12 protein-coding genes are annotated in these 13,276 nt (G+C 64.7%); 5 read left to right on the top strand and 7 right to left on the bottom strand.

All coding sequences use genetic code 11. The annotated features are described in order from the left end of the window. The first annotated feature begins 66 nt into the window (after window positions 1-66). Complete coding sequence (locus VB618_RS13985; protein ID WP_329797315.1) at window positions 67-2,163, top strand: ABC transporter ATP-binding protein/permease; 2,097 nt, start codon at window positions 67-69, stop codon at window positions 2,161-2,163. Between the two features lie 68 nt (window positions 2,164-2,231). On the opposite strand, the gene VB618_RS13980 is transcribed toward VB618_RS13985, so the two are convergent. From VB618_RS13980 to VB618_RS13950, 7 genes are all read right to left on the bottom strand, one after another. After that, entirely contained in the window at window positions 2,232-2,714 is a 483-nt protein-coding gene (locus tag VB618_RS13980) for an META domain-containing protein (RefSeq protein ID WP_329797314.1), read from the bottom strand. Between the two features lie 213 nt (window positions 2,715-2,927). After that, window positions 2,928-3,902, bottom strand: coding sequence for an ATP phosphoribosyltransferase (hisG, locus tag VB618_RS13975; protein WP_329797313.1), 975 nt, complete (start codon window positions 3,900-3,902; stop codon window positions 2,928-2,930). Further along, window positions 3,902-4,996, bottom strand: coding sequence for an ATP phosphoribosyltransferase regulatory subunit (locus VB618_RS13970; RefSeq protein ID WP_329797312.1), 1,095 nt, complete (start codon window positions 4,994-4,996; stop codon window positions 3,902-3,904). Before VB618_RS13970 ends, hisG begins: the two co-directional genes overlap by 1 nt. A gap of 165 nt (window positions 4,997-5,161) precedes the next feature. Beyond that, on the bottom strand, window positions 5,162-5,620 hold the full coding sequence (locus tag VB618_RS13965; protein WP_329797311.1) for a hypothetical protein: 459 nt from the start codon (window positions 5,618-5,620) through the stop codon (window positions 5,162-5,164). Window positions 5,621-5,690: 70 nt separating this feature from the next. Then, window positions 5,691-7,175: a histidine--tRNA ligase gene (gene hisS, locus VB618_RS13960; protein ID WP_329797310.1), complete on the bottom strand. Its 1,485-nt coding sequence runs from the start codon at window positions 7,173-7,175 to the stop codon at window positions 5,691-5,693. 321 nt (window positions 7,176-7,496) lie between these two features. Further along, window positions 7,497-8,846 (bottom strand): aspartate aminotransferase family protein, encoded by a 1,350-nt coding sequence (locus VB618_RS13955; protein WP_329797309.1) that lies wholly within the window; start codon window positions 8,844-8,846, stop codon window positions 7,497-7,499. A gap of 100 nt (window positions 8,847-8,946) precedes the next feature. Next, window positions 8,947-9,168: a heavy-metal-associated domain-containing protein gene (locus VB618_RS13950; RefSeq protein WP_329797308.1), complete on the bottom strand. Its 222-nt coding sequence runs from the start codon at window positions 9,166-9,168 to the stop codon at window positions 8,947-8,949. Between the two features lie 167 nt (window positions 9,169-9,335). Here VB618_RS13950 and VB618_RS13945 point away from each other — a divergent pair, with 167 nt between their 5' ends. The 4 genes from VB618_RS13945 (at window position 9,336) to VB618_RS13930 (ending at window position 13,140) form a co-directional block, all read left to right on the top strand. Next, window positions 9,336-10,583, top strand: coding sequence for an EAL domain-containing protein (locus VB618_RS13945; RefSeq protein WP_329797307.1), 1,248 nt, complete (start codon window positions 9,336-9,338; stop codon window positions 10,581-10,583). Window positions 10,584-10,712: 129 nt separating this feature from the next. Further along, a complete protein-coding gene (locus tag VB618_RS13940; protein ID WP_329797306.1) occupies window positions 10,713-11,120 on the top strand; it encodes a hypothetical protein in 408 nt (135 codons plus the stop codon). Window positions 11,121-11,226: 106 nt separating this feature from the next. Beyond that, window positions 11,227-12,102 carry a TIGR01459 family HAD-type hydrolase gene (locus VB618_RS13935; protein ID WP_329797305.1) on the top strand — a complete coding sequence of 292 codons (876 nt, stop codon included), beginning with the start codon at window positions 11,227-11,229 and terminating at the stop codon, window positions 12,100-12,102. A gap of 93 nt (window positions 12,103-12,195) precedes the next feature. Then, window positions 12,196-13,140, top strand: a complete 945-nt coding sequence (locus tag VB618_RS13930) for a bifunctional riboflavin kinase/FAD synthetase (RefSeq protein ID WP_329797304.1) — start codon at window positions 12,196-12,198, stop codon at window positions 13,138-13,140. Window positions 13,141-13,276: the final 136 nt, after the last annotated feature.

Genomic DNA, 13,276 nt, shown 5'->3' with positions numbered 1-13,276 from the left:
AGCGCCATTGATCCGGCTGCCTTGAGTTTCTAAGAGCCGGGGCAGGGACCCTGGCAGGAGATATGTATGATCAAGGCGAGCCTCGTGCTGGCACTCTTAGGGTTGGTGGTTCTCGTGGCCTCCGTATCAGGAGCCGTCGCTGTTCCGTTCTACCTGCCTCTCTCCACCCTGGCCTTGGCCGGGGTGATCTATGTCGGGCGCGATATCCCGAAGTTCCTGCGTATCTTCCTCGTGATGCTCTCGGGCATGCATCTGGTGCTCGTCGCGCTGATCCTCGGTGCGCGGGCCGGCCTCATCACGGGCGACTACACGGGCTATGTGCCGCCCCCGTCTGCTGCTCTCGGCGCAACGGCGTTCGGCGCCATCATCTTTGGGCTCTCCTACATTCCCGTCATCCGAACCATCTGCCGCATCACCGACCGTTATCTCGAATCCCAGGCCGACAGCATCATTCGCATCCCGTTCATCGGTCTCGTGCGGGCGCGGGAAGGCACCATCGGCACCTGGATGATCGGGATCCTGATCGCGATCAACCTCGCGCAGGTGGCCCTCAATGTCCGCCTCAGCTTCTTCTCGCGAGACATGTTCAATGCGCTGGAAGTTAAGGATGCGGCCGCCTTCTGGTATCAGCTCTTCATCATCTTCACGCCTCTCGCTGCGGTCTTCGTGGCTATCGCGCTGACCGAAGTGCTGCTGCAGAACGTGCTCACCATCCGCTGGCGCGCTTATCTCAACACCTATTATGTGGGTGAGTGGCTGGGCGACGGCGCCCACTACCGGATGCAGCTTCTCGGTCGCGGTGCGGACAACCCGGACCAGCGCATCTCGGAAGACCTGCGCAAATTCGTCGAGAGCACCTATTCGCTCTCTGTGGGCCTCATGAACCAGGCCGCCACGCTGGTCTCCTTCGTGGCAATCCTCTGGACCATCTCGGCCGGCTTCACCTTCCCGGGCACGAACGTGGAGGTGCCGGGCCTTCTGGTCTGGGTCTGCGCCGGCTACGCCATTCTCGGCACCTGGATCACCCACCTGATCGGCCGGCCGCTCATCGCCCTCAACTTCGAGCAGGAGCGGGTGGAGGCGAACTACCGCTTCTCCCTGGCACGCCTGCGCGAATACACCGAGCAGGTGGCACTTCTGTCCGGCGAGCCGGCCGAACGGGAGGGCATTGCCCGGCGGTTCGGCCAGATCGTCGACAACTACATGCAGATTGTGGTCCGCCTCATCAAGCTGAACACCTTCACCTCGGCTTATTTCCAGGCGAACGTGGTGGTGCCCTATATGCTCACCGCACCCTACTACTTCATCGGCAGGATCTCGCTCGGCCAGATGCAGCAGGTGGTCGGCGCCTTCTCGCGGGTGGAATCCGCGCTCACCTATTTCATCACCATCTATACGACGCTCGCCGACTACAAGGCCGTGCTCGACCGCCTCACCACCTTCGAGGGCGCCATCGCGTCGGCTCAGCGGGTCGGCGGTGAGAGCAAGCTTGCCATCACGCAGGATTCCGGCCGCGAGCTGCGCCTGCAAAATCTGGACGTGCGCCTGCCCGACGGCAGCACTCTCCTGCATACGGACGGCCTCGCCTTCCGTCCGGGGGAGCGCACGCTCATGACTGGGCCGTCCGGATCCGGCAAGTCTACCCTGTTCCGTGCCATCGCTGGGATCTGGCCGTTCGGCGAGGGCGAGGTTCTGGTGCCGGAGGGGCAGACCATGATGCTCCTGCCGCAGCGGCCCTACATTCCCATCGGCACGCTGCGTGATGCAGTCACCTATCCGGGCAAGATCGACGCCTATACCGATGCCGACATCACGGAGGCGCTTCGGGCCGCCAGGCTCCCGCAGATCGTGGACCGCCTCGACGAGGAGCGCGCCTGGGCCCAGACCCTGTCGCTCGGCGAGCAGCAGCGCCTCGCGGTCGCCCGCGCGCTTCTGGCCAAGCCCGACTGGCTGTTCCTGGACGAAGCGACGGCTGCCCTCGACGAGCCGACCGAGGCGGAGGTCTACCGGATCATCCAGGAGAAGCTGCCGAACACGACGGTGGTCTCCATTGGCCACCGCTCGACGCTCGCGGCCTACCACGACCGGCGTATCGACATGAAGAAGACGGAGAGCGGCCTCTCCACTCCCGTCGACATGCGTCAGGCCGAGCCCGCGGAGTGACGCAGGCGCCGTTCCAAAAATAAAAGGCCGGCGTAAAGCCGGCCTTTTCTGTTCACGTCAGCTAACCCTTAGAGAGAGCGTTCGAAGCGCAACTCGCCGCCATTCTGGGTGCGGATCACCAGGTTGCGGCCCTCAATGTCCCACTTGCCCGAGGAGCGGAGCGCCACGAGGAACGCCTGCTCGATGGCCATGGCAGACTTGTCGCAGCTTTTCTTCGTCAGGGCGAAGGGGCCGACGGCGAGTGCCTGCTCGCGCAGGGGATAGGCTGCGGTGGCATAGGTGTTGCAGCCGGAAAAGCCCGTGGCGCGCATCTGGTCGTCGAGCCTGAAGCTCGGACGCTCGCCAGAGAACGGCTTGCCGTTCAGGCTGACAGCCACCCAGGATGAATTCAATGGGAAGACCTTGCCTGTCTGGCCGGGCTGCGGAACCTTGGGGTCAACCTGACGAGTCGGGCCGACCGTGCGGCCGAGGGTTGCGGCTGGTGACTGGGCATGAGCTCCCGAGACAGCGGCCAGTGCCACCAGACATGTCGCAAGTCGAAGCGCGTTCATCGGAACCTCTACAACGGAAAAACGCCCGGACCATAAGGGGCCTTGGGCTTTGAGGCAACGCCCTAGCGCATCGTGCGGAAAAGTGGCCACGGTTTTCCGCATGAATCGATGCGCTCATTAAGAAGAAGTATCGGAGTAGATCCCAAAAGTGGTGTCCACTTTTGGGTCCGATACTCTCGTGATGTTGTCCTATCGCGGCGTGATGAAATGCACCTAACCAATTCGCCGCAGAAGGCGCTCGGTGAGAGCATTGGTGGGACGGAACAGATAGTCGAAGGCGCGGACGGAGATGTCCTGGGCGCCGAGGCTCTGCAAGGCCGTCACGATGTCGAACACGGTCGCGGCGCGGCAATGGAGCACGATCTCGCGCCCCAGAGCATGGCCATAGGGGAGGGCTGCGCCATGCTCCCTCGCCAGCGGCAAAAGGGCCGAGGCTTTCGCCGGATCGAGGCACGCCCGAACCTCGCGGCTCGTGCGCGCTTCCTCTTCGGCAGCGATGCGCGTCAGCAGGGCGGTGGCGGCAGCCTTGGCCCGGTCCGTCCAGGGCGCGCGGGTGGAGGCGACGATATTAGCCTCGGAGCGCAGCATCACGCCATCGTCGAGGATTTTCAGGGCGTTGGCCGCAAGCGTGGCCCCGGTCGTGGTGATGTCCACGATCAGTTCCGCCGAGCCCGCGCTCGGCGCGCCTTCCGTCGCACCCAGGCTCTCGACGATCCGGTAGTCGGACACGCCCTTCTCGGCGAAGAACTGGCGGGTGAGATTCACGTATTTCGTGGCAACCCGCATCTTGGTGCCGTGGCGGGCTCGGATGTCGGCCGCCACCTCGTCGAGGTCGGCCATGTTGCGCACGTCGATCCATGCCTGCGGCACGGCCACGACCACGTTGGCGTGGCCAAAGCCGAGCGGGGTCAGCAGTTGGACTGCCGCATCCGCATCCGGGATCTGCTCGCGGATCAGATCCTCGCCGGTGATGCCGAGATGGGCCGTGCCTGAGCTAAGCTGACTCACGATCTCGGAGGCCGACAGGAACGCAACCTCCACGTCAGGCACGCCCTTGAGCGTGCCGCGATAATCGCGTGCGCCGCGGGTCTGGGTGAAGACCAGTCCGGCGCGAGCAAAGAACGCAGCCGCGTTCTCCTGCAGACGTCCCTTCGAAGGAACGGCCAGGATAAGGGGATAATCGGTCATCAGAGCCTCCCCACGATGCGGTCGAGCCAGAAGGAGCAGCCGACCGCCGGGATCGGCGCTTCGGCACCGAGATGCTCCAGGAGACGGTCGTAGCGACCGCCGCCGACAACCGGCTTGCCGTCGCTGCGGCGCGGGTCCTGCACCTCGAAGATGAAGCCCGTGTAGTAGTCGAGATTGCGCGCGAAGGTGGCGGCAAACGAGAAGCTGCGAACGTCGAGGCCCCGCGCGGCCATGAAGCCGGTGCGCTCCTCGAACAGGGTCAGGGCCGGGCCGATATCGAGGCCCGCGTCCCTGGCCAGGGCTCTAACCGAATGAGCCGCCTCATCCGGATCGCCGGTAATCGTGAGATAGCGCTCCAGCACCTGCCTGGCTTCGTCCGGCAGGCCGGTGCGGTTTGCGGCGCGCGCCAGGAATCGCTCGGCGATCTCGCCCGCGCTGCGCCCGCCGACCCGGGCGATGCCTGCAATCGACAGAATATCTTCCACGAAGGCTTTCGCCGCCTGGGGGGCTTGGCCCTCGATGGCGGCGAGAAGGCCGGCGTGCTCTTGGCTGCCCGGACCCTCGGGCTCGGCAAGGCTCGCGAGTCCCTGGCCCGACACGATGGCGCGGATCACGCGCCGCTTGGCGGCGGGTGCAACCCCGAGGGCGTCGATGAGGGCATGGAGAAGGCCCATGTCGCCGAGCTTCACGACAGGGGAGAGGGTCTCAAGCCGGGCGAGGCCCTCCAGGGCAAGCGACAGGATTTCCGCATCGACCGCCGACACATCCGTCCGGCCGATGGACTCGAGCCCCGCCTGCAGGAATTCGCCGCTCTCATGGGGGCGCATGCGGAAGACCGGGCCGCCATAGGAATAGCCCAGGGGCTCGGCGCCGCGCTGTGCGAGATGCTGGAGGCAGACGGGAATGGTGTATTCCGGCCGCAGGCACAGCTCCGTGCCGACCGCATCCTGCGTCACGAACATGCGCCGCCGGATATCCTCGCCCGACAGGTCGATGAACACGTCCGCAGGCTGGAGCACCGGCGGCTCGACACGCGCATAGCCCTCGCGCTCGAACAGCGCGATCAGCGCAACAATGGCATCCGTCTCCGTCACTGGCCTTGCCCAATCCTGAATTCAGGCATGCTCTCTAGCAATGCCGGGGCACGAAGGCGATTGTTTTCGGCCAGAAGGGTGAACGGGAGGGGCAGGGTCATAAAAACGCGAATGGCCGGGACGAGCCCGGCCATGGCGCTAGAAAATGGTAGGAGGCCGATAAACTCAGCGCTTTTCGGCCGCGCCGCTTTTCTCGCTCTTGGCCTTCGTCGTCTTGCGCTTGCTGTGATCGCTGGAGCGGTTGACGTATTTGACCTTCTTGGGTTCTGCCTTGCCCTTTTCCGAGCCATCCTCTTCGCCCATGAGGCTCGGCGGCAAGAAATGACGGGCTGCTTCCGTCACGACGCCGGCGACGGCGCCGGCGGCGGTCTGGGTCAGGTCGGCGGTCTGGGAGCCCGCGTCGGCGACAGCTGCGCCGGCCTTCTTGGCCGTCCGCGTTCTGGTCAGGGCAGCGGCGGCGGCTCCCGCAGCGGCAATCAGGGCATCGGCCAGGATCTCGCGCCCGAGGCTGGAATTGACCAGCTCCATGAGGCCCGACTTCTTGGCGGATTTCGCCAGCTTCGTGCCGGTGCTCTTGCCGGTGCCCTTCTTCGCTTTACTAGTGCTCTTCTTGTCCTTCGGCATCATCATCTCCTGATGGTCAAGCTTCCGAGACAACCCCGAGCCAAGCACAGGGGTTCCCGAACGGCCAAGGTTATCCGAAATGGCGGGCCAGAACCTCCCGCACGGCCTCGATCAGCTTGCTCTCGGCGACCGAGAACTGCGCCGGACGGGCGGCTTTCCACTCCTCGTTGGAAGCAATGGCCTTAGCCGCCTTGGCGCCCTCGATCAGGTCCTTGATCTCGACCTCGCCGCGCTCGCGCTCGTTCGAGCCCTGGATGACCACGCAGGGGCTCTGCCGGCGGTCGGCATACTTCATCTGCGCCTTCATGCCCGAGGAGCCGAGATAGAGCTCGGCCCGGATGCCTGCCTGGCGCAACGTCGAGACCATGCGCTGGTAGGCGGCGACCTGGTCCTTGTCCATGACGAGCACCACCACCGGACCGGGCTTTGCGGCGCCCGACACGATGGGGCTTTTGACCATCTGCAGGGCCGAGAGCAGGCGCGAGACGCCGATGGAAAAGCCGGTGGCCGGAACGGGCTCTGAGCGGAAGCGGCCCACGAGGCCGTCATAGCGCCCGCCGCCGCCGACCGAGCCGAAGCGGACGGGCCGCCCGTCCTCGTCCTGCACCTGGAAGGTCAGTTCGGCCTCATAGACGGGGCCGGTGTAGTATTCGAGGCCGCGGACGACGGAGGGGTCGATGGTCACACGAGCCTCGTACCCGGATGAGGCCACGAGGGAGGCAATCTCCGAAAGCTCGTCCGCGCCTTCCAGACCTCGGGCGGAAGAGCCTACAACCTTGCGCAGATTTTCGACCGTCGCCGCATTGTCCGCGCCTTTCGCGGCAGTGAAGGCCAGGACGCGTTCGATAGCATCGGGCTCAAGGCCTGCGCCTTTCGTGAAGTCGCCGCTCTCGTCCTTGCGACCGCCACCCAGGAGCTGGCTCACGCCCTCAGGCCCGAGGCGGTCGAGCTTGTCGATGGCGCGCAGCACGGTGAGACGCTGGCCTGCCTTGTCCTCGCCGCCAAGGCCGATGGCCTCGAGCACGCCGTCCAGAACCTTGCGGTTGTTGATCTTGATGATGAAGTCGCCACGCTTGAGGCCAAGCCGCTCCATCGTATCGGCGGCCATCATGCAGATTTCCGCATCCGCCGCGACGGAGGCCGCGCCCACCGTGTCGGCGTCGAACTGCATGAACTGGCGGAAGCGGCCGGGGCCCGGCTTCTCGTTGCGGAACACCCAGCCGGCCCGGTAGCTGCGATAGGGCTTGGGCAGGGCATCGAAATTCTCGGCCACGTATCGGGCCAGCGGCGCTGTCAGGTCGTAGCGGAGCGACAGCCACTGCTCGTCATCGTCCTGGAACGAGAACACACCCTCGTTCGGTCGGTCCTGGTCGGGAAGGAACTTGCCGAGGGAGTCGGTGTACTCGACGAAGGGCGTCTCGACACCCTCGAAGCCGTAGAGCTCATAGGACTCGCGGATCGCCGCGAGCATGCGCTCGGTGGCGGCAAGGTCGGCGGGAGTGCGGTCGGCAAAGCCGCGCGGCGCGCGAGCCTTGATTTTGTCGGCCTTGGACATGGATTTTTACAGCAGCCGTTGGAATGGAAAAACGTGCTGCGGTCCTACTCCCTGCGTCGGTAAGGGGCAAGGGTTTCGCCAAACACGTCATCCTGGACGAAGCGCAGCGGAGATCCGGGATCGCTGGACGAGGGTGGCTCCCTTCACCTCTCCTTGTGGGAGAGGTCGCGCCGGAGGCGCGGGTGAGGGGTTAGTGTCCTCTCCTGATGAACCTGTAACCCCTCATCCCAACCCTTTCCCTCAGGGAGAGGGAGTGCGCTCTATCCTGCACCCGATCCCGGATCGGGTGCGCCGTCCGGGATGACGCTTGTCATGGGTGGTTTAAGCCACCGCTCTGATCACCTTGGTGAGCTTCTCGACGATCTCGCCGATCTGCTCTTCCGTAATGACCAGAGGCGGAGATAGGGCAATAGTATCGCCCGTGACGCGCATCATGATGCCGTGTTCCTGGAAGCCGCGGTCTATGGCCTCGAAGGCGCGGGCGCCGACCGCATCCGGGCGCGAGGCGAGATCGATGGCGGCCACGATGCCGATGGTGCGGATGTCGAGTACGTTCGGCAGGTTCTTGAGGCCGTGGATCGCATCGGCCCAGACCGGCTCCATGGTCTTTGCCCGCTCGAACAGCTTCTCGTCCCGATAGATGTCCTGAGCGGCAAGGGCAGCCGCACAAGCGAGCGGGTGACCGGAATAGGTATAGCCGTGGAACAGCTCGATCATGTGCTCCGGCCCCTTCATGAAGGTGTCGTAGAGCCCCTGGCGCACCATCACGCCGCCCATCGGCACGGCGCCGGAATTTACGCCTTTGGCGAAGGTGATCATGTCCGGGATGACGCCGTAGCGCTCGGCGGCAAAAGCCGTGCCGAGGCGCCCGAAGCCGGTGATGACCTCGTCGAAGATCAGCAGGATGCCGTGCTTGTCGCAGATCTCGCGCAGACGCTTGAGATAGCCCTTAGGCGGCGCCAGCACACCAGTGGAGCCGGCCATCGGCTCAACGATTACGGCAGCAATCGTCGAGGCGTCGTGCAGCGCCACGATGCGGTCGAGCTCGTCCGCGAGATGTGCGCCCCATTCGGGCTCGCCGCGGGAGAACGCCTGCTGTTCCCGATTGTAGGTGTGGGGCAGGTGGTCGACGCCGGCGAGGAGCGAACCGAAGAACTGGCGGTTCTTGACGATGCCGCCGACCGAGATACCGCCGAAGCCGACGCCGTGATAGCCGCGCTCGCGGCCGATCAGGCGCGTCTTGCTGCCCTGGCCCTTGGCGTTCCAGTAGGCGAGGGCGACTTTGAGGGCCGTGTCCACTGCCTCGGAGCCCGAGTTGCAGAAGAACACGTGGTTCAGGTCGCCGGGTGCGAGCTGGGCAAGGCGCGACGCGAGGGCGAAGCCGCCCGCATGGCCGAACTGGAACGCAGGCGAATAGTCGAGCTCCTCGGCCTGTGCCTGGATGGCCTGGGTGATCTCATCCCGGTTGTGACCCGCGTTACAGCACCAGAGGCCGGCAGCGCCGTCGATCACTTCACGGCCCTCGGGCGTGTAGTAGTACATGCCCTTCGCGCGGGCGATCATGCGCGGGCGCTGCTTGAAGGAGCGGTTTGCCGTGAACGGAAGCCACCAAGCCTCTAGGTCGTTGGGTGCGAGGGAGTCGTTGGCGGCTCTGGAAATCTGGGCGGTCATGGCTAATCCCCGGAAATGACTGGCCGGGAGCCTAGCAGCCGTTTCCGGACGCAGCAAAAGGATCTTTGCGCCAAGCCATGAGCAGGGCGCAACCCTTGAGCTACATCGTCATGCCGGTCGCCTCATAGCCGGCGGCATTGAGTGCCTGGGCCACTTCGAGAGTCTGCGCCGTGGTGACCACGTGCACGCGTCCATGATCCAGGTCCACCTCGACCTTGGCGCCGGGATCCAGCCGCTGGATCGCCTTGGTGACCGAGTTGACGCAGCCCTGGCAGGTCATTCCCTCAACCTGCATGAGCAGGTCCTTGCGAGGCTCTTCCATCGATACGCCCTTTCCAAACTGTCTGACAGACACTGACCGAGCAACGCGCGGTTGCGCAAAAATGTCCATTGCGGGAATACGAAACTTGCCTCGCGATTCGCCTTGATTCACATTCGGTTAAGACACTGATTCGGCACCTGCGCCGAGCCAGGGGAGCGGGGGCACCCATGGTCACCAACAAGAAAATGAATCCGGTCCTGAAGGGCCGGAAAGCGGTTTTGCTCGCCTTCACGCCGGCCTTTCTGACAGCATCCGCCGCGGCCTATGTGCCGATGGAGGCGGGCCTCGTCATGCCGGTCTTTGCCGTTCTGATCACCATGGTGATCGGCGTTCTTCTCATCCTCCGGCAGCAGGCGGGAAGCCCTGCCGCTCCGCTCGTGCTGAGCCCTGGCAGGGGAGCGGGGCAGGGCCCGGCGGGACTTCTGCGTGATCTCGCCAAAGCTGCGGATGTGCCGGAGAGTGCCGTGCAGGCTGTTCCGACGCTGCGCGGCAGGCCTGCCCTGACGCTTGTGGCCGGATCAGTCATCAACCCTGAAAAGTTTCCCGAACCATCCCTGCTGCCTTGCATCCGCAGGCTCTCGGCCGACGAGACGAGCCGGATCAGGCTTGTCACCCAGGCTTTCGAGGCGGACCGGATCGAGCTGCACCTGCAGCCCATCGTGTCGCTGCCACAGCGCAAGATCCGCTTCTATGAGGTTCTGGCGCGGCTGCGCCTGGCGGACGGGACCCTGCTGGCGCCAGTGGAGTTCCTGCCCATCCTGGAATGCTCCGGCCGTGCTTCCGATTTCGACCGGCGCATCCTGATCCGCGCCATGGCAGTCGCCCGCCACCTCATGGCCCGCGGCAGCGAGGCCATTGTGGGGGTGAACCTGTCGGCCCATTCCATCGTCGAGCCGGGCTTCCTGTGGTCGCTCGCCGGCCTGCTGGATTCCTCACCCGAAATCCTCGGCAGGATCGTCCTGGAACTGCCCCAGCACAGCTGGCGCCACGTCGATGCCGATCTCAAGGGCGCGCTGGCGACCCTGCGGGAGCGCGGCGTGCCGTTCTCCCTCGACCGCGCGGCCGATCTCCGGTTCGACCCGAAAACGCTGGCCGATCTCGGCATCCGCTTCATGAAGCTGCCGGCCGGCCTGTTGATCAAGGCCGCCGAGCAGGCGGATGGGCGCTATGCGGGACCTGAACTCGACGTGCGGGATTTCGCCTCGGCGTTGCGCCGCCAGGGCATCCGGCTGATCGCCGAGCGGGTGGACCAGGATGAGATGGTGCCAACTCTCGAAGATCTCGGTATTCCCGTCGCGCAGGGCTTCGCCTTCGCGGCGCCGCGTCCGGTCAAGCCGGAGATCGCGGGTGAGCAGGATCTGCCGCGCCCCTTCGGCCTGGAGGATGCGCCGACCCGTCTGCGGCGTACCGGTTGACTAGGGACTATGCCCGCTTCCATGACACAGCCGGGTTGAAAAATTATCGTTATGTTGTATCGATAAGCTGAGCGGTGGGCATTGCTGGGATAGCCAATGCCTCACGAACATTCTCGACAAGGGGATACAATGTCAGCCAGCACTCAGGTCAATTCTTTCAAACTCTTCCATCAAACCAGCATCGTAGGCTGGCTACACCGTGTCACCAGCGCTCTGATCCTCCTAATGGGCATCGGCCATGTCGCTGCAACGCCCGCCATGCTTCAAAACCAGACATGGGCCAGAACGCTCGATGGCCTTTATTTTGGCGGCGCTGGTCTGGCGGTCGTCTTCATCGCGCAAATGAACCTCCTGCTGGCTTTCGGCAGCTTGACTGGGAGGTGGGCTCGCCTGAGTTTGCACGCGGCAAACTTGGTCTATCTAGGGTTTGTTGCCGCTCTGCTCTCTGTGGAACTGTCTCCACCCATCATCGTCGCGACATGCTTAGCATTGTTGACAACAATCTCCGCATTTATTGCAACTCGCGAACAGGCTTGAGATCGGTCTGAGCGGTCTGTGTGATAGGCCGGCTCTACCAGGGCAATAGAGTTGACTTGAGCGGCTCAAGGGCCTACGCGCCCCGGTCTACCAGATGTGAGACCCTATGACCGCCTTGCCCCGTCCCCTTCACGTCGAAGGGCTGCAGCCTCTCGCCGAAAGCTACGATCTCATCCTCTGCGATGTCTGGGGCGTGCTGCACAATGGCGTCAAAGCCTATGAGGCCGCGAGCGATGCGCTCACGCGCTTCCGCGCCAAGGGCGGCCGGGTGGTGCTCGTCTCCAACGCCCCGCGCCCCGGCGCCTCGGTGGGAACGCAGCTCGACGGGTTCCAGGTGCCCCGCTCGGCCTATGACGCCATCGTCACCTCGGGCGACCTGACCCGGCTCGCCATCCAGGAGCGCATCGACAAGGTGGTGCACCACATCGGCCCGCCCCGCGACATGCCGATCTACAACGGGATCGACGTGCGCTTCGGCTCCATTGAAGAGGCGGATTACGTGGTCTGCTCCGGCTTCGACAACGACGAGGAGGAGACGGTCGAGGATTACCGCCCGCAACTCGAGGCCATGCGGCGGCGCAACCTGCTCATGGTCTGCGCCAATCCCGATCTCGTCGTCGAGCGTGGCCACATGATCCTGCCCTGCGCGGGCACCATTGCGCTCGCCTACGAGGAGATGGGTGGCGAGGTCTTTTATGCGGGAAAGCCCCATCGCCCGGTCTACGAGCAGGCTCTTGCCGTGGCATCCGACCTGGCCGGCCATCCGACCCCGAAGGAGAGGGTGCTGGCCGTCGGCGACGCGATCCGCACCGATATAGCCGGCGCCATCGGCTTCGGCATCGACGCCCTGATGATCGCCCGCGGCATCCACGCGGAGGAGCTTGGGCTTCACGAAGGTGATCTGGTTTCAGATCACGTGCAGGATTGGGTGGACCGGCAGCCTGTCCGGCCAACTGCTTTTACCGAAGTGCTGTCCTGGTAGGGCAAACGCCGGCAGCTCTTGACCCCTGGATCGGTTTTCGACAGGGTCGCGCGGCACTGACCAGTCCCAGATGAGTTCCGAGGTTCTCCCCTGATGCCTACTTCCTTCGCGATCTGCCGCGATGGCGAGCCTGTGCCCGAGAGCCTCAAGGGAGCCGTCGCGGCCATCGGCAATTTTGATGGGGTTCATCGCGGGCACCGGCACCTACTGACCATGGCCCTGAACACCGGACGGCCCGCTGCCATCGTCACCTTCGAGCCGCATCCGCGCACATTCTTCCAGCCCGACAGCCCGCTGTTTCGCCTGACGCCTGAGCCTGTGAAGCTGGCGATCTTCGCGCGGCTCGGCCTCGCGGGCGTCTTCCAGAGGCGCTTCGACGGATCGCTTGCGGCCCTCACGGCTGCGGGCTTCGTGGAGCTGCTGGCAAAGGACCTGGGATTGTCGGGAGTCGTGATCGGCCACGACTTCCATTTCGGCCGCGGCCGCGAGGGCAACCCGGACCGCATGATGGAGCTGTGCCGGGAGCAAGGGCTCGACTGCATCATAGCGCCTGCCATCGTCGAGGGCACGGAGCCGGTCTCCTCCAGCGCCATCAGGGCGGCCCTGGAATCAGGCGACATTGCCACGGCCAACCGGCTCCTCGGCTATCGCTGGTTCGTCCGTTCCGAGGTCCGCCATGGCGACAAGCGCGGGCGTGTCCTTGGCTATCCGACGGCCAATATGCGTCTGCCCGACGATTGCCGCCTGCGGCACGGCATCTATGCGGTGCGGGCATCGGTCGCCGGCACTCTGGTCGATGCCGTCGCCAGCTTCGGCCGCCGCCCGACCTTCGACAGCGGAGCGCCGCTCCTTGAGGTGCACCTCTTTGATTATTCAGGTGATCTCTACGGGCATGTCCTGGACGTGGAGTTCATCGGTTGGATTCGCGGCGAGGAGCGCTTCGATGGAATCGAGGCGCTGATCGCCCAGATGGACCGGGACTCGGTCGAGGCAAAGCGGATGCTGGCTGAAGACCGGATAGCCTCGATGATCGTCTAATCAGCTTGGGGTCATCCCGGACGGCGCAAGCCGATCCGGGATCGCGTGCAGGATAAAGCGCTTGTTTCCTTCCCCCTTGTGGGGAGGGGCTAGGGGTGGGGGTGCTGGCGCCTGACCTGTATAGGCTATCGCTCAC

This window comes from Microvirga sp. CF3062, assembly GCF_036314045.1.
GTDB lineage: Bacteria > Pseudomonadota > Alphaproteobacteria > Rhizobiales > Beijerinckiaceae > Microvirga.
The sequence above is the reverse complement of the archived record's forward strand: the minus strand, read 5'-3'. Positions and strand labels throughout refer to the sequence as shown.